The sequence below is a fragment of the uncultured Bradyrhizobium sp. genome (genome assembly GCF_936928535.1).
GTDB lineage: Bacteria > Pseudomonadota > Alphaproteobacteria > Rhizobiales > Xanthobacteraceae > Bradyrhizobium.
The window spans coordinates 1-25,044 of sequence record NZ_CAKZHY010000166.1; the positions used below are offsets into that span (position 1 = coordinate 1).

General features: G+C 58.7%; 16 protein-coding genes. 5 read left to right on the forward strand and 11 right to left on the reverse strand.

All coding sequences use genetic code 11. The features are described 5' to 3' along the window. Nucleotides 1-117, reverse strand: a 117-nt coding sequence (locus Q0687_RS30915) for a ClpX C4-type zinc finger protein (RefSeq protein WP_298885469.1), incomplete at its 3' end; no start/stop codon positions are given. Nucleotides 118-1,195: 1,078 nt separating this feature from the next. On the opposite strand from Q0687_RS30915, the gene Q0687_RS30920 reads away from it, so the two are divergent. After that, nucleotides 1,196-7,060 (forward strand): AAA family ATPase, encoded by a 5,865-nt coding sequence (locus tag Q0687_RS30920; protein ID WP_298885322.1) that lies wholly within the window; start codon nucleotides 1,196-1,198, stop codon nucleotides 7,058-7,060. Here Q0687_RS30920 and Q0687_RS30925 read toward each other — a convergent pair. Beyond that, complete coding sequence (locus tag Q0687_RS30925; protein ID WP_298885324.1) at nucleotides 7,055-7,447, reverse strand: response regulator; 393 nt, start codon at nucleotides 7,445-7,447, stop codon at nucleotides 7,055-7,057. The two genes, Q0687_RS30920 and Q0687_RS30925, sit on opposite strands and share 6 nt — an antisense overlap. Before the next feature lie 229 nt (nucleotides 7,448-7,676). Here Q0687_RS30925 and Q0687_RS30930 point away from each other — a divergent pair, with 229 nt between their 5' ends. Next, nucleotides 7,677-8,303: a response regulator transcription factor gene (locus Q0687_RS30930; RefSeq protein ID WP_298885325.1), complete on the forward strand. Its 627-nt coding sequence runs from the start codon at nucleotides 7,677-7,679 to the stop codon at nucleotides 8,301-8,303. A 1,025-nt stretch (nucleotides 8,304-9,328) separates the two neighbouring features. Then, nucleotides 9,329-10,315, forward strand: a complete 987-nt coding sequence (locus Q0687_RS30935) for a LysR family transcriptional regulator (RefSeq protein ID WP_298885327.1) — start codon at nucleotides 9,329-9,331, stop codon at nucleotides 10,313-10,315. Between the two features lie 122 nt (nucleotides 10,316-10,437). Here Q0687_RS30935 and Q0687_RS30940 read toward each other — a convergent pair whose 3' ends face one another. The 4 genes from Q0687_RS30940 to Q0687_RS30955 form a co-directional block, all read right to left on the reverse strand. After that, nucleotides 10,438-11,268, reverse strand: a complete 831-nt coding sequence (locus Q0687_RS30940) for an FTR1 family protein (RefSeq protein WP_298885329.1) — start codon at nucleotides 11,266-11,268, stop codon at nucleotides 10,438-10,440. Nucleotides 11,269-11,280: 12 nt separating this feature from the next. Then, complete coding sequence (locus Q0687_RS30945; protein ID WP_298885331.1) at nucleotides 11,281-11,628, reverse strand: cupredoxin domain-containing protein; 348 nt, start codon at nucleotides 11,626-11,628, stop codon at nucleotides 11,281-11,283. A 26-nt stretch (nucleotides 11,629-11,654) separates the two neighbouring features. Next, nucleotides 11,655-12,551, reverse strand: a complete 897-nt coding sequence (locus Q0687_RS30950) for a hypothetical protein (protein WP_298885333.1) — start codon at nucleotides 12,549-12,551, stop codon at nucleotides 11,655-11,657. Between the two features lie 646 nt (nucleotides 12,552-13,197). Beyond that, on the reverse strand, nucleotides 13,198-14,232 hold the full coding sequence (locus Q0687_RS30955; protein WP_298885335.1) for an AraC family transcriptional regulator: 1,035 nt from the start codon (nucleotides 14,230-14,232) through the stop codon (nucleotides 13,198-13,200). Nucleotides 14,233-15,030: 798 nt separating this feature from the next. Between Q0687_RS30955 and Q0687_RS30960 the strand changes: the two genes are divergently transcribed. Both Q0687_RS30960 and Q0687_RS30965 read left to right on the forward strand, forming a co-directional pair. Then, nucleotides 15,031-15,408, forward strand: a complete 378-nt coding sequence (locus tag Q0687_RS30960) for a cytochrome c family protein (protein ID WP_298885337.1) — start codon at nucleotides 15,031-15,033, stop codon at nucleotides 15,406-15,408. A 538-nt stretch (nucleotides 15,409-15,946) separates the two neighbouring features. Then, nucleotides 15,947-16,480, forward strand: a complete 534-nt coding sequence (locus Q0687_RS30965) for a DUF1993 family protein (protein WP_298885339.1) — start codon at nucleotides 15,947-15,949, stop codon at nucleotides 16,478-16,480. Between the two features lie 401 nt (nucleotides 16,481-16,881). Here Q0687_RS30965 and Q0687_RS30970 read toward each other — a convergent pair whose 3' ends face one another. From Q0687_RS30970 to Q0687_RS30990, 5 genes are all read right to left on the reverse strand, one after another. Further along, nucleotides 16,882-19,089, reverse strand: a complete 2,208-nt coding sequence (locus Q0687_RS30970) for a xanthine dehydrogenase family protein molybdopterin-binding subunit (protein WP_298885341.1) — start codon at nucleotides 19,087-19,089, stop codon at nucleotides 16,882-16,884. A 4-nt stretch (nucleotides 19,090-19,093) separates the two neighbouring features. Further along, a complete protein-coding gene (locus Q0687_RS30975) occupies nucleotides 19,094-19,549 on the reverse strand; it encodes a (2Fe-2S)-binding protein (protein WP_298885343.1) in 456 nt (151 codons plus the stop codon). A gap of 89 nt (nucleotides 19,550-19,638) precedes the next feature. Beyond that, complete coding sequence (locus Q0687_RS30980; RefSeq protein ID WP_298885345.1) at nucleotides 19,639-20,556, reverse strand: NADP-dependent oxidoreductase; 918 nt, start codon at nucleotides 20,554-20,556, stop codon at nucleotides 19,639-19,641. Nucleotides 20,557-20,621: 65 nt separating this feature from the next. Then, on the reverse strand, nucleotides 20,622-23,795 hold the full coding sequence (locus Q0687_RS30985; protein ID WP_298885347.1) for a multidrug efflux RND transporter permease subunit: 3,174 nt from the start codon (nucleotides 23,793-23,795) through the stop codon (nucleotides 20,622-20,624). After that, nucleotides 23,792-24,985: an efflux RND transporter periplasmic adaptor subunit gene (locus tag Q0687_RS30990; RefSeq protein ID WP_298885349.1), complete on the reverse strand. Its 1,194-nt coding sequence runs from the start codon at nucleotides 24,983-24,985 to the stop codon at nucleotides 23,792-23,794. Before Q0687_RS30990 ends, Q0687_RS30985 begins: the two co-directional genes overlap by 4 nt. Nucleotides 24,986-25,044 lie beyond the last annotated feature (59 nt).

Here is a 25,044-nt window from a genome sequence, read left to right on the forward strand (position 1 = left end):
GATGTCCATGCAGAGCTCGACGCACTCGTCGCAGATGAAGACCGTGGGACCCGCGGTCAGTTTGCGGAGTGTAGTCTCGGCGACTGACTGAATTGCCATGGCGGCCTCAAACCACATCGACGCGGTGGCAAGTGGGAAAATGATCATCTGCGGCCCCTCGCGGATTGTCGTGGGTCAGATAACAGGCAGGTTCAGCCGCCGCATTTCGGCGCTGCGAGATTATTGAAAATATTCATCACGGAATCGAGCGTAGCTAACACCCGCGCGCCATCGACACCATCAGCAACGGCTTGCCGCAGCATTATGGACTCATAGAATGAGGTCACGCGAACGCGGCACGTTTTCTCTGTCTCCGCCGTATTAGCGGCTTTGCTGTGGACAGACGTGACCGTAGGAGCAGCGTGGATATCCCTGTCTAAGGTGGACCCCACCGCGAGCCCCGAATTAGCAAACGAACTGATTAGAGCAGAGGCGACGAGAACTGTGGTTCTTCGCATGATCAGACTCCAGAATGGCAGGGCTCGTGAGAGAAATAGTTTCTGGCAGACGATGAGGCATTCAAGTCTCCTTTGATCGGTGTGAATTTCTAGTGCGTCAAAACTAATGGGATTGTCCCGAGCGTCTCAATTGAGCACGGGTTGAGCTGGGGCACCCAAAAGGGAGCAGGACGGTGATCCGAAAGCTTAGGGCACTCGAAAAAAGGCTAGCGTTCGTCCGCTGCGACCATACGATTGCACCCGTCTCGCAGCGCCACACGAAGCGGGGGAGACGGTTAGTTGCAGATCCTCGCTCAGTGCGGTTGATGGACCCGTCGCATATCGCCTTGCAGTTGCCGGTGGTCGTCAGCCGGAGCGGTTGGCATGCCTTCCGAGCCGCTAGAGTGCGGCCCGCGTTCAGCAACATTGGCTTTACGGAACTCTCGGTTCCAAATAGCCTCCTTCTCCGTTTTGGCGCCTGACTCTGCGTTATGCGGCCGCCGCAGTGGCGTCAAAGGCCGGACAAATCCCTCTTTGTTGCTAAAATGAACAAGGACCGGCGTTCCCTCTACTTGGCAAGACCAACGGCGGATGGCATTTCACGGCCGACGGAGTACGATTTCTCTATTTCTGAGAGACGCCCCGCGTGTGGAGCGCGAAAAGCTTGATCAGTGAACTCAAGCCGATGCCCCACGCTGGGGTCTGAAGATGGTGAGGCAGTGAACGTCACCCGCTTGGACGGTAGCTCTCAGGTGTTGTGGGAGGACGGCGAGCGCGTGTTCAGCCGAGGCTGGCGACTGGACGAGAATGGCAACCGGACCGCCGTCCTGCTTGTTACCTCTGCCGCAGACCACCCGTCCCCCTCGACACTCGATCGCCTGGCACACGAATACGAATTGAAAGATGAACTCGAGGGGGCATGGGCGGCGCAGCCGCTCGCCCTGATGCGCGGCGCCGGTCGGACCGTGCTGGTGCTCGATGATGTGGGTGGCGAGCCGCTCGGCCATTTGCTGGGTGAGCCCTTAGAGGTAGAACGGTTCTTGCGCTTGGCAATCGCCGTTACGTCTGCTCTGGGGAAGCTTCATCAGCGCGGGCTCGTTCACAAAGACATCAAGCCGGCCAACCTGCTGCTCAACGAAGCGACCCGCGAGGTGCGGCTCACCGGGTTCGGCATCGCTTCCCGGTTTGCGCGGGAACGTCAGTCGCCTTCTCCTCCCGAGACGATCGCGGGTACGCTCGCCTACATGGCGCCGGAGCAGACCGGACGGATGAATCGATCGATTGACTCTCGCAGCGATCTCTACGCCCTCGGCGTCACCCTTTACCAGATGGTCACGGGGGTTCTGCCCTTAACAGCCACCGATCCGATGGAGTGGGTGCACTGCCATATCGCCAGAAAGCCGGTTCCACCAAGGGAGCGGTTAAAGAGTGTCCCGATTCCTGTCTCGGCGATCATCATGAAGCTTCTCGCCAAGACACCCGAGGATCGTTACCAGACTGCCGGCGGGGCCGAACGAGATCTGCGACGCTGTTTGGCGGAATGGGAAGCGCACCACCGCTGCGATGAATTCCCGCTCGGCCTGCAGGATGCGCCGAACCAGCTGCTGATACCCGAGAAGCTGTATGGACGAGATCGTGATATCTCGGTGTTACTTTCCTGCTTCAGTCGGATCATAAAGACTGGCATGCCGGAGTTGGTGCTGGTCTCCGGATACTCGGGCATAGGCAAATCCTCAGTCGTTGATGAACTCCACAAGGTGCTGGTGCCGCCGCGCGGCCTTTTCGCATCTGGCAAGTTCGAGCAGTACAAGCGAGACGTCCCCTACGCGACACTGGTGCAGGCTTTTCAAGGTCTCGTCCGGCCTCTCCTCAGCAAAAGCGATACCGAGTTGGCGAGCTGGCGTCAGGACCTCCTAGAGGCGCTGGGTTCGAACGGGCGCCTCATGATCGACCTCATACCCGAGCTCAAATTAGTCGTAGGAGACCAACCGGCGGTTCCTGAGTTACCGCCAAAACAGTCACAAAGTCGTTTTCAGCTCGTGTTTCGGCGCTTCATTGGCGTATTTGCGCGCCCCGACCATCTATTGACGCTCTTCCTCGACGACCTGCAGTGGCTCGATGAGGCAACCCTGGATCTTCTTGAGGACTTACTGACGCGTTCAGATTTGCGGCACCTCATGCTGATTGGTGCCTATCGCGATAACGAAGTTGCCGCGACCCACCCGCTAATGAGAAAGCTCCGCGACATCAAGGCGGCCGGCGGAAACGTCGTGGAGATCAAGCTGGCGCCGCTCAGCCTAGAGGATGTCGAGGAGTTGGTTGCGGACGCTCTTCGCTGCGAATTCGAGCGCGCTGCGCCGATTGCGAAGCTGGTGCACTTGAAGACGGGTGGCAATCCGTTTTTCACCATCCAATTCCTGATTTCGCTCGTCGAGGAAGGATTACTCACATTCGACCACGACGGCGCGCGCTGGTCCTGGGATATCGACCGCATATACGCCAAGGGCTATACCGATAACGTCGTCGATCTTATGGTTGGGAAGCTCACGCGCCTGCCGACTGAGACGCAGAATTCATTGAAGCAGCTCGCTTGTCTTGGAAGCACTGCCGAAAGCCAAACACTTTCGATCGTCCTCGGGATGTCGGAGGAGCGGATCGATACGTGTCTGTGGCCGGCCCGCCAGCAGGAACTGGTCGAGCTTGTGGCAGGCACTTACAGGTTCGTCCACGATCGCGTCCAGGAGGCTGCTTATGAGCTGATCCCCAAGGGACTGCGCGGCGAGGAGCACCTTCGAATCGGAAGACTGCTTGCGGCAAACATGCCCTCCGAAACGCCCGAAGCAATCTTTGATATCGTCAACCAGCTCAATCGCGGGTCAAGCTTAATGACCTCGATGCAGGAGCGCGAGCGGCTCGCCGCACTCAATCTGCTCGCGGGCGAGCGCGCCAAAGCCTCTACTGCGTACGTCTCGGCGCTCAACTATCTGCTCTCCGGCGCTGCACTGCTGCCGGGGGACGCTTGGGAGCGCAAGCGCGACCTGATCTTTGAGCTGGAACTGCATCGGGCCGAATGTGAGTTCCTCACTGGCGCGCTAGTGGAAGCTGAGCGGCGATTGGCGGTGCTGTCGGCCCGTGCCGAAACGACGCTCGAACGAGCCCGGGTCACTTGCCTGCAGGTTGATCTTTACACGACCCTGGATCAGGGCAGCCGCGCGATCACAGTTGGTCTCGACTATCTTCGCCACCTAGGCATCGACTGGTCGCCGCACCCGACGGAGAACGAAGCCCTGCAGGAGTACGAGCGGATCTGGTCCCAACTTGGCTCACGCACGATAGAAGCCCTCGTCGATCTACCATTGATGAGCAATGCTACATCACTCGCGACCCTCGATGTCCTGACGAAGCTGGGACCGCCCGCACACTATACGGATGCGAAACTACGTTCGATGGTGATCTGTCGAGCGGTCAATCTCAGCCTCGAGGGCGGCAATTGTGACGGCTCGTGCTATGCCTATGCAGTGCTTGGCAGGCTTGCCGGACCGGAATTTGGCGATTACGAGACGGGACTTCGATTCGGCCGTCTCGGTTATGAACTGGTCGAACAGCGCGGGCTAAAGCGCTTTCAAGCGAGGACCTATCTGAATTTTGGATATTTGCTCATGTTCTGGACGAAACATGTCCAGGAAGGCCATAATGTGCTCAAGCGTGCGTTTGAGACCGCAAACCAAATTGGTGACCTCACTTTTGCGGCCTACTACTACACCCACCTGAACACGTACCTTCTCAAATCGGGCGATCCTCTCGATAAGGTGCAAGTCGACGTCGAGCATGGACTTGCTTTCGCTCAGAACATACAGTTCGGCTTTGCGGTCGACTCCATCGCCGGCCAGCTTGGGTTAATTCGGACCCTTCGCGGCTTAACGCCGACCTTCGGTTGTTTCGACGATGGACAGTTTGACGAACTGCTACTGGAGTCGCGCTTCTGCAGAAACCGAGACTTGGCATTGGCCGCAGGCTCGTATTGGACCCGCAAGCTGCAGGCACGCTTCTTTGCTGGCGACTATTCAAGTGCCCTCGAGGCGTCATTGCACGCGCGACAGCTGCAGCCGACATCGGCGTCTTTCTTCGAATGCGCGGAATATCACTTTTACAGCGCGCTCTCCAGAGCTGCATCCTGCGCGTCCGCGGCGGCTAGCCAATGGCGAGAGCATGTCAGCGCACTGGCGGCGCACCACCGACAGCTCGAGGTCTGGGCGACGGCCTGCCCGGAAAACTTCGAGGACCGCGCTGCGTTGGTTGGTGCGGAGATTGCCCGGATTGATGGCCGTCAGTTCGATGCCATGAACCTTTACGAAAAAGCGATCCGTTCTGCGCAGACAAACACCTTTGTTCATAACGAAGCGCTCGCAAACGAGTTGGCGGCGCGCTTTTACACCGCCTGCGGCTTTGAGAAAATCGCGCACCTATACCTGCGAAACGCCAGGGATTGCTACCAGCGTTGGGGCGCGAATGGCAAGGTGCGCCAACTCGATGCGATGTATCCACGCCCCAGAATGGAAGAGCCCGCCCCGGCTCCGACGAGCACAATCGCGGCGTCTGTCGAGCAACTCGACCTCGCAACAGTGATCAAGGTATCGCAAGCCATATCGGGCGAGATAGTGCTGGAGAAATTGCTCGAAATGCTTATGCGCACGGCGCTTGAACAGGCTGGCGCCGAACGAGGCTTGTTGACTTTTTTGCGCGGGACCGAGCAGCGGATCGCCGCCAAAGCTATGACCGACGCCAATTTTGTAACCGTGCATCTGTGCGACGAGGGCGTGGCTTCGACAGTGCTGCCGCAGTCGGTGCTCCAATATGTTCTGCGAACGCGGCAAAGCGCTATTGTAGACGATGCGTCATCTCACCATTTATTTTCTGCTGATCCCTACATCGTTGAAAGTCATCTCCGCTCCATTCTCTGTTTGCCGCTGATTAACCAGGGAAAGCTGGTTGGTATTCTCTACCTGGAGAATAATCTGACTACCGGTGCGTTTACGCCCGATCGAGTCGCTTTGTTGACCGTGCTCGCGTCGCAGGCGGCGATCTCGCTCGAAAATTCGCGACTCTATTACGACCTGGCAGATCGGGAAGAGAAGATTCGACGTTTGGTCGACGCAAACATCATCGGCATCTTCATCGCCGACCGCGAGGGTCGGATACTCGAGGCCAATGACGCGTTTCTACGTCTTATAAGATACAGCCGTGACGACTTGATTTCAGGTCGGGTACGCTGGACCGAGTTGACTCCGCCTGAATGGCGCGAGCGGGACGCACTCACTCAAGCTGAACTAAACTCGACGGGCATCGCGCAGCCATTCGAGAAGGAGTATGTTCGGAAAGACGGCAGCCGCATTCCCGTGCTTGTTGGCGCCGCGCTCTTTAAGGACGGCGGCGATCGCCTTGCGTTCGTTCTGGATCTGACAGAGCGGAAGCGCGTCGAGGAAGCGCTTAGCCAAGCACAAAGACTAAGCCGAACCGGCAATTGGATCTACGACGCGACAACGACGCGATACCTCTATTGGTCAGACGAGAGCTACAGGATCTGGGGGTTTGATCCCACACAGGGGCTCCCAAGTCGACAAAGTATGTGGGAACGCATTCACCCAGAGGACCGCGATAGAGTGTGGGCAGCGGTTCAGGAGGCTGTGCTGCAGAAGAGAGATTTTATTTCCGAGTTCAGGCTTCTTCTACCTGATGATACAATCAAATGGGTTGAAGGAACCAGTTATCATGTGTTTTCTCCGAGCGGTACGCTGGCTGAGGTTATTACGACAACAGTCGACGTGACGGAACGAAGGCGAGCGCAGGACGAGCGTGAAAAGCTACGCCAGCTCGAGTTGGATTTCGCCCACATGAATCGCGTGAGCCTGATGGGAGAATTGGCGGCCTCGCTCTCTCACGAAATTCTTCATCCGATTGCAACCGCTCGCAACAACGCTCGTGCCGGAATGCGCTTTTTGGAAATGAACCCGCCAAATCTAGGTGAAGTCAGGGAAGCGCTAAGTTGCGTTGTCCGGGACGCGGACCGCGCCAGAGACATCGTCGGACGCATGCGTGATCATATCAAAAAGGCCCCCCCACGAAAAGAACGCTTTGACCTGAATGCTGCGATCAACGAAGTGCTCCTATTGGCACAAAGCGTGACTCAAAGGAACGAAGTTTCAGTTCAAACGCATCTTACTCGCGGATCTCTCCCGATTCGAGGGGATCGCATTCAGCTGCAACAAGTCCTGCTGAATTTGATTGTCAACGCGACTGAAGCAATGAGCTCTGTCGAAGATGAAGCAAGAGAGCTGTTCATCAGCACTCAGAAACATGAAATAGGCATCGTGGTAGCCGTACGCGATGTTGGCCCTGGTATTGATACGCAGCATCTTGATCGAGTTTTCGACGCCTTTTTCACTACTAAGTCCACCGGAACAGGAATGGGATTGTCGATCTGCCGCTCGATTATCCATGCTCATGGGGGCAAGTTGTGGGCGGAAGCTAACAAACCTCACGGCGCGGTGTTTCAGTTCACACTGCCTGCGGACAATGGGTCATGAATTGTCTCCAGTCGACGTCCCCGGCTGTAGCGCCCAATGCAGGCATTGCTCAAGGTGGTGGTCGTCCACCGGCTTAGCGAGGTAGCAAGCAACGCCGTCCTTTAGAGCCCGGTCCCTAATGACCTCGTCGGGGTAAGCGGTAACAAGGATTGTTGGGATCGCGTAGCCGCTATCGACCAAATGTTTGTGCAGCTGCACTCCACTCATTCCCGGCATGTGAACGTCCGCGATCAAGCAGCCTGTTAGCGGCAAAATGCCTGACGCCAGGAAATCCGCTGCTGACGGAAACGACTCAACAGTGTAGCCCATTGAAGTCACGAGCTTTTGCATCGACTCACGATAGAGCTGATCGTCGTCGACGACTGCTATCAGCGTTTCGTTCAACATTGCCGGTTCCAGGCACTTTCCGCGCTCCAACCACACTGGCGGCATACTCGCGCCTGCATGCAATTGTAGTGTCGGAGACATTTCCCGACAATGCAATAACCCCGTCCCTAAGCCATGGCTTAGGTTTCTGGCTATCCGTTTAGACAAAAGATGCCTGTTCAGGCCGCCTACTTGAGCTTAGAATGATACCACAACCAGAAAGACTTCGGGCCCGCACAGGAAGCCGAGAATGGGTGAGGCAAATCCCAGCGTCTTGGTTATTGATGACGATCTCGAGTTTCGCGACTCTGTCGTGCGGCTGTTGCGGACGGTCGGCTTACCGGCCCTACAATTTTCATCTGTTCCCGACTTTCTCAAAGCCGATCCGCCGGATGGCCCGACTTGCCTAGTGCTTGACGTGAGAATGCCGGGGCGAAGCGGTCTTGAGCTTCAGCGCGACCTCGCCGCCGCGAACAGGCAAGTGCCGATCATCTTCATCACAGCGCACGCTGACGTGCCGATGACCGTCCAAGCGATGAAGGGCGGCGCAATAGAGTTCCTTACAAAGCCATTCCGTGATCAAGACCTGCTTGACGCGGTTGAGGCTGGCCTCTCTCGCGATCGTGCTCGTCGGGAGAGTGAGAGGACATTGGCTGCGCTCAGGGAGCGGTTCGACACGCTCAGCTCCCGCGAGCGTGACATCATGCTATATGTCGTAGCCGGTCGCCTTAACAAGCAGATCGCGAGCGAGATCGGAATCGCTGAATCCACGGTGAAGGTGCATCGTACCAATCTGATGCGGAAGATGAAGGCGCGTTCGCTTCCGGAGCTCAGCCGGATGGCCGATACCCTTAATGTGAGCCGACCGCAGCAGTAGAGCCGCTCAACTCAAGCCATGTTCTCGAGGTTACGCCACACCGCGCGGACTCGATCTGGCTATTTCCCTACACCGGCAATCCGTTCTCTACGGTGTCCCTCGGCTGCGGAGGGCGTGCTTCGCCGGTTTGCATCTAAGCGATGGTTCAGCAAAGCCAACTCCAAGCCGGCTGCCCAATACCTCCTGCGGAGTCGACCGCCTCGTCTCAAGCAGCCAAGTTGCACGTTATAACCGCTCTTTTCGAGATACCGCAATGTACCGAGCACGCGAGGTTATGAATGAGCGCATTCATCAGACGCTTGCCGCATACCGAACAGGAACTCGGCGCAAAGCATTGCGCCCGACATTTGGATTCGTACAAGTCGTACTTCCCGCTAACGAAGATCTCTTTTGTACCGTTTCGCTTTGTACTGGTTCAGCTTCCGCCGGAAGGAGGGCCCTTGTCTGCCCTGTCGCTTCCGACGAGCGCGAGGTGCTCGGGACCGTCACCGTCAGCGCTTCGGAATCGGTGGCTGCCGCCCCCTCAGACCTCAATCACCACTCGGTGATCATGGGTCCGGCGCACTCATCGTCGACTGTCTGCTTGCGCGAAGACGGCCGTGTCACCTCAGTGCGCGTTGCAAGTCAGCACGCGATCACGATCAGCGAAGGAGCCACAGCAAGCGCCGTCGCTGGGGGATTGCGGCGTCGAGCGAGAGCAGTGTGCAGGCAGAGCTCGCGGCCGGGCGGCTCGTGCCGGGTCCTGCCTGAGTGGGATTTCGCCTCGATGGAAGTCAATGCCCGCTTTATCGGCGGAGAGACCACGAAGCCTGCCGCACGGGCATTTGCCGATTTCCTGGCCAGGGAGCTGCCCACCTCGCGGATCATCAGTTCGACCCTCAGGGCTCCAGAAAGCGTGTCCGTGCGTCCAAACCAATAGACCAGGCTGTTCTAACGTGTGCATGCAGATGGCATCTGTATGCCGTGATTTTGGCGGCCCGTGACGTCGTCAAGTGCATAGACAGGAGAAACTCATCGGAGAATCCATGGAGCTTCATCAAGTTCGCTATTTCCTCGCGGTTGCATCCACGCTCAACTTCACGCGCGCGGCCGAGCAATGCAATGTTACGCAGCCCGCTTTGACTAAGGGGATTCAGAAGCTGGAGCAGGAACTCGGGGGCCAGTTGATTTACCGTGAGCGCCAGCTGACGCAACTCACCGACCTCGGGAAGGAAGTTCTTCCGATGCTGGCGCGAACGCTGGCCTCGGCAGAGACGGCGCGTCGCAGAGCTAAGGAATTCCAACGCAAGGAGATCGCACCACTCAAGATCGGTCTCGCCCCTTCCATCTCGGCTTCGCTCTTCCTTGACCTGATAGCTGAGATCGCAAAGATCGTGCCAGGGCTTACTGTTGAGCTGCGCGAAGGAGCGGCGGAAAAGCTGATCGACCTGCTGCTCGGGGGAGAGATCAACGCCGCAATCGTCGGGGACGTTCAGGACATCCCCCCTCGCATCGACGACTGGTTGCTCTTTGAAGAGCGCTACGTCGCGGTTCTAGCGCAGACACACCAACTCGCAAATCGCCACTCGATCGGGATTGACGATCTCCGCGAGACAGTCTTGCTGGAGCGCGTAGGATGCGATGTCGCTCCGAAGATCCAACGGTCGTACTTCCCCAAGGAACCTCCCCATCTGGGCCACTGTAGCGGTCACGACTTGCACCTTCAGTACATGGCCGCAGCCGGCTTCGGCGTGATACTCGCGCCCGAGCACATGCCACGCCTTCCGACGCTAAAGACCATTCCCCTCGAGGGAGACCCGATTTCGCGCGAGGTGCGGCTGCTGGCTGTGCAGGGGCGCCGCTACTCGCCGGCACAGGACGCTTTCATCAAGGTCGCGCGGCTTCGAGACTGGTCGATCGAAGTCCGCCAGAGAGACGTCCCCCCCGGAAGGCTCCCGGAGATGGCAACCTCTTCCGCGCTGACACGCACGTCGACAACGAACCGATCCCCGCGCATCGATCCCATCGCTTGAGGCCTCACCCGTTCCAAACAGGCCCTATGAGATGCGGCCCTTCGCCGCTCGGAAGGCGCGAGCGGAAGCGATGGATGGTGAGCCGGGATTGTTCGCTAATAGACTGATCCAATCGCTCCGCTCTATTCCGCAGCAACGGCGTGGTTGGCCCGCACTTCCGCGGTCAGCCACATCAGCGATTTGGTTGTCACGATAACGGCAAGATAGACCATCAGCTCCATCTGCGTCGGCTGATCGGTATAGCCGATCAGCGTGTGCAAGGCGCGTCCGAGAATGCTGCTCTCTGGCAAAAGCCAGCTTGAATCCCACACGACTGTGTCGAGCGATGTTAGCCAGTTGGCGCGCTCCAGAAAAGCAACGGCCTGTGCAGCCATACCCGCCGTAAGGAGGGTGATGAGAACTGTCGTTGTTGCAAACAGCGGGCGCGGCGGAATCCGCACCAGGCCCAAATAGGTCACAAGGCAAACTGCTGCGCCGAGCAAGAGGCCAAGGCAGCCGCCAACGATCAAATCCAAGCCCGAACCGCCGTCGGAGGCCACGACGCCATAGAGAAACAGCGCGACCTCGCTGCCTTCGCGCAGCACGGCAACGCCGACCACGACCGCCAGAGCCAATAGAGGCTTGCTGCCTTCGGCCACCGCCTGGCTAATCGCGCGCATCTCGACGGCAATGTCCCGCCCGTGGCGCGCCATCCAGACATTGTGCCAGGTCAGCATTACAACCGCAATCCCGAGAATAGCGGCGTTGAACAGCTCCTGTCCCATGCCTTCGAACAGCTGCGACAGGCCACTGGCAGATGCCGCGACGAAACACGCCCCGGCCACTCCTGCCAGCATGCCGCCCGCAACCCAGCGATTGCGGCGCGCGACCCCGCGCGTAACTGCGAGCACAATTCCGACGATCAGGCCTGCCTCGAAGACCTCGCGGAACACGATGATGAGCGCGGCGAGCACGGGACAGACGCCCTATTCGACCACGAGGGTGCCGCGCGCTTTTTCATTGAAATCATCATAGAACTCATAACGCCCGGCCTTGAGAGCGCGGACGTTGATCACACCCTGGCTCTTTGCGGTCACGACCTTTTCCACCCTGAGCGAAGTGCTTTCGAACTCCATCGCCTTCCCGTCGAGATTCCTGATCCGGAAGACAACCGGCTTGTCCGCCGGCGCACGTACCTCGTGCGGCTGAAACTGCCCGTTGGAGTAGCTGATCTGAATTTCCGTTGCTTGCTGCGCCGACGCGGTCGACAGCGGCAGAGTCGCCGTACAGAGCGCTGCGAGAGCGAGCTTTCTGGGCGTGGTCCAAACGTACATCTGTAGGCCTTCGTCTTTGAGGGATGTCAGAACTCGACGGCGAATTTGACTTTGGCGCGGTTGCGCTGGAACTCAGCAAGATTGAGCGAAAACGGGGCTCCAACCTCGCGACCCCATATCTGAGTGTTCCAGGCCGCTGTCATAAACATCTTCGGCGTGAACCGGACATAGAGTGTCGGACCGAGCATCACAGTGTCGCCGGTAAAGGCCGAGAGTGCGAAGTCGTCATAATGGCGCAGATACCAAACTTCGCCTCCGATCACGACATTGGGCATGATGCGGAGCGACAGCGCGGCGGAGGCGCCGAGTTTAGTTTCCCGGATGGTCTCATCCAACAATGTGTGGGTATATTCGGGCTCATATAGTAGGTTGAAGCCTGCAAACAGCCGGTTTCGAACGAGTTCGAGGTCGGCATTGAGTGTCGTCTCGAATTCATAGTTGTGAACCCGCTCGCCGCTTGTCTCATCGGTGAGCCGCACCGTGGGCTCGAAAGCCAGCGTGACAGACAGTGGATTGTTCGACGTCCGTTCGAGAGCGAGGTAGCGGAATTCACCAAACCCGCCGCTGAACGCCACCTGGCGACGGTCGTCGAGGTCGGCTACGTTCCGGATGTCGTGGGTTGACCCGAGCGCCCCAAACTCGATTTGCACAAATTGAGACGGGGTGAATTCGAACTCATACTTGGTCTCGGTCGCGGTGTAGTGTCCATCTCGTTTGCCAAATCGGCCGATCGTGTCGGTCGTGAATTCCTTTTCGCCTTCGATGCCGATACCCGAACCGGTCGTGAAGCCGAAAATGTATTTCGTTTCGATATCTCGCCAAGTATTCGAGTCGTCGGCGCGGGCCAGGCCGCCAAGGCAGAGAAATGCGGATACACCGAAGACGACGGCGTAACGCCACCCAAAGGCATTTCCCGCTGGCATCGCTTGCCTCTCCGTCATTGATGGAGCTTGACGCCTGTAATCGATGATCGCCCGACCTGCAAAAAGACTCCCTCTAAACTAGAGCGATTCTAAATTGTAAGTCCGAAGGCGCATGCGCCGCCGCTTCGATGTCGCGCCCGCCGCGGCCTGCACCATGAAACAATGCAATCAATTTGAGGGAGCTGTCTCCGGGCTCGTTGCTTCCGCCTGTGGGCCTTTAGCGATGTCGCAAGGCATCCGCCTTATCGCCGTTTAGGGTTGAGCGGACATCAGGCGGCCGGCCGCTCAATGAGCACCTAGCCTAGTCCGACAGCATCCGCGTGTTTTCGCAATCGCCACGCCCGGCACGCGGACCTTACCGCGCGGGAAAGCTAAGCCAGCGGTCTGGCATGCCCTTTGCGGCCTTGCCCGCCAGACCACTGCTCGGGCCTTGTATCTTCCTACACGGCCCCGCACCTCCTGGGTTGTCGCCAGACGTCAGGACGCCGCTTAGCTCACGCCGGATCCCGGGAGGAAACTGAGCAGATCGAGCTCAGATGTCACCGCCAGGGGAACTTATATCGCCGGCAGCCGTGCCAACGCGCTTGCAGAACGGACGAGGGCGAACGCCCCTTCGGCGTTCGCCCGCCCGATACGCACAGCGCTCTCACGCGGCGTCGGATTGCTCGATCGCATCTTCGGCCGGAGCGGCCCTTGATAACCGTTCGCTCTGCGCATTGGAGCGGTATTCTGACGGGTCGCTCCCGTAGTATCTACGAAAGATGCGCGTAAAGCTGCTCCGACTCTGGTAGCCGACATTTAGGGCGACTTGGTCGATCGATAGCGCGTTGGCCGCGAGCAGATCAGCAGCGTGGCGCATCCTAAGGCGGCGCAGCAGTGACATGGGTGCCTCTCCGAAGGCAGCGGAGAATCGGGCCATGAAAGCTGAGCGGCTCAGACCGACGGCATGCGACAGACTTTGCACGGTGTGCGGAAGGGAGGGACGCGAGGCCATTTCAGCGAAAGCTCGTGCGATTGGGGGGTCACTTAACATCGCGAAGCGCTCCACCCAGGCTTTCGTCGAGACCAGGCAACGTCGAAGCAGGGCGAGCAATACGACCTTCAGTAGCGCTGCCGACATTGGCCCCGCACCGACATCCTGGGCCGCGAGCTCGGCTAATGCGCAAGCGATCACCTGGTCGAGCTGGTCATGTACGTCGAATGTCTCAACAATCGGCGCTGCGAGGGATGCGAACAAGTCAAGCGCTGGGCCGTAGGTCGCTCGAAAAGTGCCGCACGCAAGTACGAGTGTCGGTTGGTCATCTCCGACAATGTGCCGGTACGACGAGCCGGGCACGAAAAGGCCTACGCTGCCCTTGCCGACATTTCGTAGTGCGGTCGGGCGATCCGTGGCGACAATCCTCATTGCGCGTCCGGGTGGAACGATTACCAATGTATGCGGCGTCAGACGGATGGGGCTTTCCCCGTCCATCAGGATGAAACCGACGCCTCGAAGGCAGTAGTGGATGGTGCACGCGTCCACGCGCGCAACGGCCAAGGGGGCACCCGCCGCAAGCAAGCATTGCGACAGCCTAACAAAGGTAATGTCCAATGTGGTCATCAACTTGTCGAGGTCTTTTCGCGATATACGCCAGAACGGCTCGCCCGCCACGTCCAAAAACCTTTTGTTGCTTAGATTCATATGAACTCAGCTCCGGACGGCTAGACAACGCCATCTCACGCGAGCAGCCAGCCTCAAAATCGAGCGAGCGGTCCTTCCGCGCTCTGACTTGATCTAGGATTTTGATTGGTTCGGTCTCGTTGCGTTCGACTGAACACGCGGAGGAAATAGCCAGTTGCGGCTCACGGAGTAGTGGTTGCAGCCGAATTAGATATATTCAGCTACGACATGAATAATCCGGCTGAGCGTCGGAGCTATCATTCGCGCGAACGCGCACCAACGCGCGTCAACCCGGACCAATTGCAGCGGCTCGAGACCAACCAACCTCGGATGTACAGCGTCGAGCAAGCAGGTAGTCCTGTCACTCTCGACTGCTTGTTCTGCGCCGCGATACTTATGCGAGCAACCGTAAGACCCCAAACTTCCCTTTTCATCTCCTGATATGGCGACCGACACCTCGACGACCGCACAGTCTTTAACCGCTAATCGCAACAAGGCCAGAGGCTGACGCGCACAGCGCAATGACGATACCCCTACCTATCGAATGCATATCTAAAAGGAATTTTCAATTTCCCCCGCTGTATCCGATCTTAGGCCTCGATGGCCCGGCCACCGGATGCCAACGACCTAAAGCGACTGCAGGAATCGCGTCAATTCGCGCAGCGCGCGAGCGAAGGAGTCCCGATGAAATTACCAGCTATCGGCCCGCGGTTCCCCGTATCAAGTCAGCTAGCACTTCTCATGCTTTAACTCGACGACGATTCAACTTCGGTTGCGCGGCTGCGCTAACTTTGAGCTAGGTAAAAAAGGATGTTCGCAATGAACAACGCAGGAACGGTTGGAGCGTTTTTCGCGACGCTCCTGTTTGCGGTAGCAGCTGCCGATCCGAGCTACGCGCAGAACGCTGAGCACGGAAAACTCGTCTTCCAAGCCTGCGCTACGTGCCACACTACGGATCAGACCAACCGTGTTGGACCCGGCTTGGGAGGACTCATTGGCAGGAAGGCAGGTACGGCCCCGGGATTTCACTACAGTGACGCGATGAAGAAGTCCGACATTGTTTGGGATACCAAAATTCTCGATGCGTATCTTGAAGCGCCCCAGAAAGTTGTTCCCGGAAACAAGATGCCCTACGCGGGGATGACGAACCCAGCCGATCGGGCCGACCTCGTCGGTTATCTTGCAACACTGAAATAAGGGCTCGTTAGGCGAGACCTCAGCAAGGTACCGCCCAATTTGACGTGAAACGTCCTTACTGCCGAGCGCATGTGCAGGCCTCCGAATTGCGGTCTTATATAGATCCGGTGATGACGAAGGGACCCGACACGTGGAAAGCCAACTCCGGGGGATGAGCCGATTTGAAATGTGCCTCGGCGACGGCTTTCTCGCAGTCGCGTACTACAACGCGGAGGACGGGCGCATCGTCCTGCTTCAATACACCCCAGCAATCGCCTGCGGGGTGGCGATTAGTCGTGGTTCGGCACACAGACAAGCGAATTAAGACGATCTCTACCGACCAGCACACATTGCTAGGAGGCTCATGTCCCCGCCGAGGCCAACGAATTTACGTGAGCGGACCTCCTGTCGTCATACGCGCTCTCTTCTTGCTGGTGCTTTACGCTGGGCAATATCGGCGCCAAAACACAGATGAAGCCATTATGGCCACTCGTTTCGATCATCGATCTACGGGTTCCGCACTTACGTTCAGGGTGAAAAGGAGCGTTAAGAGGTCAGAATGTCATTCTCGGTCTATGAAATCACAGTTCCTGTCATGATACATGGACTGAACGTGATGGATAAATATCTCGACGACGCTGAGGCGCTCGAACGCTTCAAAGGATTTGAGGCTGGGGCGATTCTTGGCGAAAGGCTCGCGCCAGACATGCTCACCTTCGGAGAACAATTCTCCGTGATTTGCAATAAGGTCGAGGCACACATGGCAAAATTAATGCAAGAGGCCCCGCCGGAACCACACGGCCTTGCGATATCGTACCCGGCGTTGAACAACAGACTTATCGAAACTCGCAGCTTTCTGAAAAATGTGCAGCCAGACGAGATTGCCGGTGCGCAGTCTCACACATACGAACTTACGCCGCCTATCGTTCGTGGGTGGTTCGGCGGCAACGACTACATCCGACACCTAGTACTACCGGATTTCTTTTTCCATATCTCAGTTGCTCACGCGATCCTCCGACAGCTCGGGGCTAAACTCGGAAAGCGCGACTACCTCGGCAATCTTGCTCAGCAGAGTGGTGGTGACTACTCGTGAGAGGCGGCGATGCGCACTATCCGGGCCTAACAAGTAAGGCAAGCTTGGCGGATGCCGTAGTTAGCTCCGAGACGACATCCGTACGGCATGGTTTGGCGGTGACACAACTAACTTCCTCGCCTCGAGGACGAGCAGCAGGTTCGATCACTTGAGACCGTGCTCGCGGCCGCCGTTTTCCGGCAGCAACTGTCTTTGGCAGCCACGGGGTTGGCCGCCGCACAGCTGACGGAGTAGTTCTGGTGGGCAGTCAGGCTTGTTTCTGAGCATTCTGCGTTTCAGGCGCTCTCTTTTAGCGGTTAGATCCTGCAAGGTGTGCGCTGACACTCAGTGTACCTCGCGACCACTCGGTCTCGGTTTCATTATCGTTGCGCACATGAGGCACTCGGGATTACTGGCAGGCGCTAAGATGACGATTTCAGCGACTCCGTATCTATCGGCAATCTGCGCACTCGCTTACCGGTCGCGTCGAAGATCGCATTGGTCACTGCAGCGCTAACGATGGCTGTCGGCGCTTCGCCAACGCCACCGGGCGACTCCGCATTTTTAATCAAGTGCGTCTCCACAAGCGGCACCGCGTCGATACGCATCGGTAGATAGTTGTCGAAATTACTCTGTTCGACGCGTCCATCCTTAAAAGTGATCGAGCCATTGAGTGCAGCGGTCAGCCCAAAGAGCGTTCCACCCTCAACCTGTGCTTCGACCGTATCAGGGTTGATGTACATGCCGCAATCAATCGCACAGACGATCCTCTTAACTTTAACGGAGCCGTTGGCCCCCACCTCGACCTCAGCAACCTGCGATATGTAACTCCCGTATGCGTATTGTACTGAAATTCCGCGGCCATGCCGCGCGGCAAGGGGGGATCCCCACCCAGCTTTTTCCGCCGCAAGCGACAGAACAGCGAGCGCTCGCGGATTGTGGCCAAGCAATCCCTTGCGATAAACTACGGGATCCTGCTTCGCGGCGTGAGCGAGCTCGTCTATGAAGCTTTCGACTACAAAAACATTGTGAGTCGGTCCAACGCCGCGCCACCAAGACGTCCGAACACCAGGAGGCTCGACCCGGACAAAGTCAACGTGGATATTGGGCAGCGCATATGGCGGCACGGCCGCCGCTTCTACGGCATCGGGGTCCAATCCATCCTTAAAGTAGGGAGGATAATAGCGAGCCATGACTGAGGAGCCGGCGATCCGATGCGTCCAGGCAACAGGCTTGCCGGCCGCGTCAAGTCCCGCCGACAGCCGATCGAAATAGTACGGCCGATACATATCGTGCTGGATGTCTTCCTCCCGGCTCCAGATCACCTTCACCGGACCATCGATGTGCTTGGCGATCTTGACGGCGAGCACCGTACCATCAGCCTCCAGCCTTCGGCCGAAGCCGCCGCCAATCAGATGATTGTGAATTTTGACAGCATCCTTTGACAAGCCGGTGAGTTCGATCACCAGAGACTGGGTGATCGTAGGCGCTTGGGTCCCGACCCAAATGTCGCAACGATCCTTCTGCAGATGAACAGTGCAGTTCATCGGCTCCATCGCTGCATGGGCAAGGAAAGGTACCTGATAGATGGCGTCAAGCCGTTGCGCCGCCTTCGCAAGAGCCTTTCCTGCATCGCCATCATTGCGGGCTACCGCGCCCGTTTTTTGGGATTCCTCCTCCAATTGCTTGACGATGTCGGCGATTCTGACTTTGCCGTTCGGACCGTCATCCCAGGTGATGGCGGCCGCCTCGAGCCCCTTCTTCGCTGCACCCGTGTGATCCGCTACCACGGCAACAGCCTCATCGATATTGACCACCTGCCGGACGCCCTTCACCGCCAGCGCGGCCTTCTCATCGACCGTTTTCGCTTTGCCACCGAGCACGGGCGAAATAGCAACCACAGCAATCTTCATACCCGGCAGTCGGGTATCGATCCCGTAGAGGGCGCGCCCATCGACCTTTATCGCTGAATCCACGCGCTTAGCAGGCGTGCCGATCAGAGTAAAATCCTTCGGATCCTTCAATTTTACGTTTGCCGCTGGCGGCACAGGCAATCTCGCCGCAGCGTTCGCAAGTTCGCCGTAGCTCAGCTGCTTCGAACCTGATGCATCGAACACGACGCCATCCTTGGCGCGGCAGGTCGCTGAATCGACATTCCAGTCCTTTGCGGCCGCCGCGATCAGCAGATTGCGACCAACTGCCCCTGCCTGACGCAGCGGTGTCCAGAAGGCACGGACAGATGCGGAGCCTCCTGTATTTTGAATGCCTATGATTGAATTGACATAAAGCGCATCATTTGGCGGTGCATGCTGAACCTGAATCTGATCAAGCCTCACTTCAAGTTCTTCAGCGAGAAGCATGGAGAGCGACGTGTAGACACCCTGCCCCATCTCGATCATCGGAACGACCAGGGTCACGGCGCCGGTTGTATCGATCCGTACAAATCCGTTCGGCGCGAAAGTGCCCGTAATCTCGCTTTCGATCACCTGCGAGGCTGGTGCCGCGAAGACGGACTCCGTGCTTCCACTTGTCAGCGCAAAACCGAGCAGCAAACCTGCGCCCTGAAGGAAGGCGCGCCGCGAGATCGCTGTTTCATCGACAATCTGCTCGTTCAAAACAAGCTCATCCATGGTCTTAAACTCCTGCAGCACGCTTGATCGCGGCGCGGATGCGCTGATAGGTGCCGCATCGGCAGACGTTGCCCGACATGTTCGCGTCAATGTCACCATCCGTCGGCTTCGGCCTGTCTTTCAGCAGTGCCGCCGCCGACATGATCTGGCCGGACTGGCAGTAGCCGCACTGAACCACTTCAAGCTCCAGCCATGCCTTCTGCAACGCCGCGCCCTCTGGCGCCCGGCCGATAGCCTCGATGGTCGTGATCGAGCTATCGACGACGCTATCGACTGGGGTCTGGCAGGAGCGGATCGGCTGACTGCCGACATGGACCGTGCAGGCGCCGCACAGGCCTTGCCCGCACCCGAACTTGGTCCCCGTCATACCGAGCACATCGCGGAGCACCCACAGCAGTGGGGTGTCGCCGTCGACATCGACATCATGGAGCGTGCCATTGATCTTTAACTTGAAAGCCATGGTTGCCTCGTTGTGGCTAGGCTGATAAGGGCGCAGGCAGTCGATCCGGACCGCGGCGGCCGACTGCTTGCATCAATGTGCACGGATCCCTACGGACAAACGCGGATGATTGTCTTCCCGTTGCGCCGTTCGGGCCGGTTGAAAGTGGCGACGGCATCCTTGAGGGTCGAGATGGTGCCGACGTTCGCCCGCAATCGTCCGTCCCGCACCCGCTGGACGATCTCACGCAGTTGGGCACGATCGGACTCGACGACGAAATCCACCGCCAAGCCGTCAGCGGGCCGTGCCTCGGTCGGTCCGGCGATGGTCACCAACGTTCCTCCAGTTCGGATCAGGGCCGCGGACCGCTTCCCGATGTCGCCGCCGAAGACATCGAAGACCAGATCGACTGGGCCGACGTCTTCCAAAATATCGTTCTCGAGATCGACGAACTCTTGCGCGCCGAACTCGAGGGCCTTCTGACGGTCGACAGCGCGTCCGGTGCCGATGACGTAGCTGCCGGCCTCACGTGCGAGCTGGACTACCATCGAACCGACTACGCCAGCCGCGCCGTGCGCGAGGACGCTCTGCCCCGCCTTAAGGCGACCGTGCTGGAACAATCCCTGCCATGCGGTCAAGCCTGGCATTGGAAGGCTTGCGCCCACCGCAAAATCGACATCGCCCGGCAGCGGCGCGAGGTTGCGGGCCTCGACAGCCACATACTCAGCTAGGGTGCCGTCGCGATACCAGTCGGTGAGACCAAACACTCGTTGCCCGACCGACAACCCCGTCGTGCCGTAGCCGAGCGCCGTAACTACTCCAGCCAGCTCGTGCCCTGGGATCGAAGGTGTTCGGTCGCGATCGAGGCGATCGGTGCAACTCGGGGGCCAGGTCAGCTCATCCCAGGTAAACCCTGACGCATGAACCTTAACTACGACGTCGTTTATTGCTGCCTCTGGCCGCTGCCGCTCCACGAGCTTCATCCCGGCCGTTCCGACAGCCTGATTGGTCACAATGATCGCCTTCATGGGAATTACCTCTTCGCTAGCTCTCGTCCGTTTAGGCGTCGTGTTCCTAAACTCATCGCGCAACCTCACTCCGCCGCGGCTGCTATCGGCTGGTTCGGCATGCCCTCGTTCTTGCCTTCCGCGAGGTTGCGCACCACCATGTAGAAGATCGGCGTGAAAATCAGGCCGAACAGCGTGACGCCGAGCATGCCAAAGAACACGGCGACGCCGACCGCCTCGCGCATTTCCGATCCCGACCCGGTGGAGAAGACGAGCGGCACCACGCCAAGGACGAAAGCGAACGAGGTCATCAGGATTGGTCGCAGTCTCAACCGGCAAGCCTCGATAACGGCCTCCAGGCGCGGTTTGCCTCTAAGCTCGATGTCCCGCGCAAACTCGACGATCAGGATAGCGTTCTTGGCCGCAAGTCCCACCAGCACCACGAAGCCGATCTGCGTCAGGATGTTAATATCCTGGCCCATAAGGCGCACGCCGATCGTGGCCGCGAACAGGCACATAGGCACGATCAGGATCACCGAGAGTGGCAGGGTCCAGCTCCCGTACTGTGCCGCGAGGACCAGATAGACGAACAGCACGCAGATCGGAAACACGTACAGTCCGGCATTGCCGCCCGTCACCTGTTGATAGGATAGATCGGTCCATTCAAAAGAAAAGCCGCTCGGTAATGTTTTGACGGCGAGTTGCTTGATGGTGTTAAGCGCCGTCTTCGAGCTCACGCCCGGTGCCGGCTCGCCCTGCAGCTCGGATGCTGAGTAGAGATTGTAGCGCGCGACACGATCGGGCCCGGACACATCCTTGAAGTCCACTACGCTGCCGAGCATGACCATGTCACCGGCCGCGTTTCGGGTGCGCAGCCGCGCCAAATCGGAGGCCTCTCTTCGGAATGGCAGATCGGCCTGCGCAGTGACGTGATAGGTACGCCCAAACAGGTTGAAATCATTGACGTAGGTCGAGCCGAAATAGGTTTGAATCGCATCGTTAATGCTGGCAATAGGTACACCGAGTTTCTGCGCCTTCACGCGATCAATCTCGACGAATTGTTGCGGCGTATTCGCCGTAAACGGCGAGAACACCGACGTTAAGTTTGGCGACTTTCGTGCGGCGGCCACGAGCTCGTCCGTGGCAGCTCCCAGCAGCTCGGGACCGCGCCCTTGTCGATCCTGGATGCGGATGGCGAAGCCGCCGCCGGTGCCGATGCCTGGCACGGCAGGCGGTGGAATAACGACAATGAAGGCGCCCTCGATCGCCGACAGTCGCTTTCTCAGATTCGCGGTGATCACGCTGGCAGTCAGACCCCTCCTAACCCGCGCCTCGGGATCGTCGAAGACCGGAAACAGAGCTGCGGCGTTGCCCGCCTGCGTGCGCGTCGCGCCCGAGAACCCGGCAAACGCTGCCACACGGATGATCCCTGGCGTATCCAGCGCAATTCGCTCGATTTCCCGAACCACCGCGGTGGTTCGTACCAGCGACGCGGCGCCCGGCAATTGCACCGAGATGATCAGGTAACCACGATCCTGTGCTGGGATGAAGCCCTGAGGTGAGGTCACGAGTAGCCAGCCGGCGCCGCCGATAAGCGCGAGGTAGATTGCAAGCATAATTGCCGTATGCCGGATCACGAAGGTGGCCGCGGCCGCGTAGCCATCCGCCAGGTGATCGAAGATACAATTGAAAACCGCGGAGAATCCGTCCCAGCCACGCGCAACGATGTTCCATCGCGCCGCCGGCCGTTTCTGCTCATGCGGAGTAAGAATCTGGGAGGCCAAGGCTGGCGACAGCGTTAGCGAACAGAAGCAAGAGATCGCGGTCGCGACCGCGATCGTGACGGCGAATTGCTGGAAGAACCGCCCGGAGATGCCGCCGAGGAATGCAGTCGGCACGAACACCGCGCAGAGAACGAGTGCAATCGAAACAAGCGCACCGCCGACCTCCTCCATCGTCTTGAGAGCCGCCTCGCGCCGGCTCATACCGACCTGGAGATGGCGCTCGACATTCTCCACAACAACGATGGCGTCGTCGACTACAATGCCGACCGCAAGCACGAGGCCGAACAGCGTGAGGTTATTGATGCCAAAGCCAAGCGCCGCCATCGCCGCAAATGTGCCGACCAGCGACACCGGGATCGCGACAATTGGGATGATCGCGGGCCGCCAGCCTTGAAGGAATGCCAGCACCACGATGATCACGAGCGCCATCGCCTCGTAGATCGTCTTGATCAACTCATGAACCGACTGAGCGATGAATTCGGTCGGATTGTAGCCGATGTTGTAATCGAGTCCATTTGGGAAGCTCTGCTTCAGCGTCACCATGGTCTCGGAAATATGCTTCGCGGTTGCCAACGCATTCGATCCGGGCCGTTGCGTCACCACCATCGCAACGGCTGACTTTCGTAGTATGAAGCTGTTGGTGGTGTAGGCCAGCGCGCCAAGCTCGATCCGCGCAACGTCGCGTAGCCGTACGGTACGCCCCTCGAAACCAGCCTTCACGACGATGTCCCCGAATTGTCTGATATCCTTGAGGCGGCCGGTGAAGACGAGGTTCGGCTGAAAAGCGCGATCTGCAATCGGCGGCTCCGCGATCTGGCCGCCGGCGATCTGCAGATTCTGAGCGCGGACGGCAGCAATGACGTCGCCCGATGTCATGCCAAGACTGGCGATCTTGTCGGGGTCGAGCCATAGTCGCATCGAGTAGTCGCGCGCACCAAACATCTGGATGTCGCCGACGCCGTCGATCCGCAGCAGCTGGTCACGCACCTGCAAGAGTGTATAATTTGAGATATAGAGCTGGTCGAAGCTATCGTCGGGCGACAGCATGAATACGACCATCAGGATATCGGGCGAGTTTTTTCGGGTGACTACTCCGTTTCGCTGAACCTCCTCCGGCAGCCGCGGCTGCGCGATCGCGACGCGATTCTGTACTAGGACTTGGGCCTTGTCGAGATCGGTGCCAAGCTTGAAGGTGACGGTTATGGTGAGCTGGCCATTGGAGGTCGCCTGGCTGTACAAGTACAACATGTCCTCGACACCATTGATCTCCTGCTCGATGGGAGCTGCGACCGTGTCGGACACAGTCTGTGCTGAGGCGCCGGGATATTGCGTGGTGACCGTAACCGTAGGCGGCACTACCTGCGGATATTCAGAGACGGGCAGCGTCTGGTACGCGATCGCGCCTACAATCAAGAGCACGATCGACAGCACCATCGCCAGAATGGGCTGATTGACGGAAAGACGTCCGAGATTCATGATTTACGGCCGCTGATCTCGACGCCGCGCGGGCTCACCTTAGCGCCAAGGCGGGCGCGCTGGAGGCCGTCGATTATGACGCGATCCTCCGGTTGCAGGCCTGTACGAACCACGCGCAATCCTTGATCCAACGGACCGAGTTCGACCGCACGGGCTTCCACAGTGCTGTCATCTTTGACTACGAACACGATTTTACGCGACTGATCGGTCGCGATGGCTGCATCTGGCAAAAGAAGCGCCTCATAGGGCGAAGATCCAATCAGCCCGACGCGGCCGAACTGGCCAGGCAGGATGGACAAATCGTGGTTCGGGATGATCGCGCGGCTCCGCAGCGTGCCGGTGGAGACATCGAGGCGGTTGTCGATGAAATCCATATGGCCTTCGTGCGATGGCTTGGCCTCGCCGGTCAGCGCCACCTGCACTGGATTAGGCGTATCGCGTGAGCTCGGCCGCTTACCCTCGAACCACAGCTTGTTGTTCTTGAGATAAGTCGCCTCGTCTACGTCAAAATATATGTAAATTGGGTCCATTGACACGATGGTGGTAAGTAGCGTCGAGCCGCCATTGTCGTTCCCCTGCACGAGGTTACCGACGCTCACGAAATGACGGCTGACGCGGCCGGTGATCGGCGCCACCACATGCGTGAACTCGACATTGAGCTGGGCGGCCTTCAGCGCGCCTTCGGCGATAGTTTCGGCGGCGTGAGCGGCCTCCAAGGCCTCGCGACGCTGATCGACGACTTGCTCGGAAACAGCACTGGTCTTTACGAGGGTGAGCCCGCGCTCAAGCTCGCGCTTGGCCAGCTCGGTCTTGGCGCGCGCATCCGCGAGCTGACCGTCGGCCTGGGTCGCCACCGCCTCGAACGGGCGAGGATCGATGATGTAGAGCAGATCGCCGGCGTGCACCATGTCGCCGTCTTTGAACTCGACACTGGTTACAAAGCCGCCGACGCGGGCGCGGACTTGCACCTCCTGGATCGCCTCGAACCGGCCGGTGAACTCGTCCCAGTCGGTGACGGTCCGTTTGACCGGTCGTGCCACCGTCACCGACGGCGGAGGCGCGGCCGCTTGCGACTGTGCCTTCTCGTTGCACCCCGTCAATACAAGCGAAAGCAGCAAACAGATCGATGCGTCGACGCATCGGCGAGAGCGACGGAACCGAGGTCGGATGAATCGGATCGACACGAACATTCCTTTAGCCGCACTCACTTCTGGCTCTCCCAAATAGGCTAGAACGCTCGACTGACTGA

Bases quoted from the DNA above. Each gene is read 5' to 3' on its own strand.
- Q0687_RS30975 (WP_298885343.1), bottom strand. From the start codon at position 19,549: ATGGCTTTCAAGTTAAAGATCAATGGCACGCTCCATGATGTCGATGTC.
- Q0687_RS30955 (WP_298885335.1), bottom strand. From the start codon at position 14,232: ATGAATCTAAGCAACAAAAGGTTTTTGGACGTGGCGGGCGAGCCGTTC.
- Q0687_RS30960 (WP_298885337.1), top strand. From the start codon at position 15,031: ATGAACAACGCAGGAACGGTTGGAGCGTTTTTCGCGACGCTCCTGTTT.
- Q0687_RS30935 (WP_298885327.1), top strand. From the start codon at position 9,329: ATGGAGCTTCATCAAGTTCGCTATTTCCTCGCGGTTGCATCCACGCTC.
- Q0687_RS30950 (WP_298885333.1), bottom strand. From the start codon at position 12,551: ATGCCAGCGGGAAATGCCTTTGGGTGGCGTTACGCCGTCGTCTTCGGT.
- Q0687_RS30990 (WP_298885349.1), bottom strand. From the start codon at position 24,985: ATGTTCGTGTCGATCCGATTCATCCGACCTCGGTTCCGTCGCTCTCGC.
- Q0687_RS30970 (WP_298885341.1), bottom strand. From the start codon at position 19,089: ATGGATGAGCTTGTTTTGAACGAGCAGATTGTCGATGAAACAGCGATC.
- Q0687_RS30965 (WP_298885339.1), top strand. From the start codon at position 15,947: ATGTCATTCTCGGTCTATGAAATCACAGTTCCTGTCATGATACATGGA.
- Q0687_RS30945 (WP_298885331.1), bottom strand. From the start codon at position 11,628: ATGTACGTTTGGACCACGCCCAGAAAGCTCGCTCTCGCAGCGCTCTGT.
- Q0687_RS30925 (WP_298885324.1), bottom strand. From the start codon at position 7,447: ATGTTGAACGAAACGCTGATAGCAGTCGTCGACGACGATCAGCTCTAT.
- Q0687_RS30930 (WP_298885325.1), top strand. From the start codon at position 7,677: ATGGGTGAGGCAAATCCCAGCGTCTTGGTTATTGATGACGATCTCGAG.
- Q0687_RS30985 (WP_298885347.1), bottom strand. From the start codon at position 23,795: ATGAATCTCGGACGTCTTTCCGTCAATCAGCCCATTCTGGCGATGGTG.
- Q0687_RS30980 (WP_298885345.1), bottom strand. From the start codon at position 20,556: ATGAAGGCGATCATTGTGACCAATCAGGCTGTCGGAACGGCCGGGATG.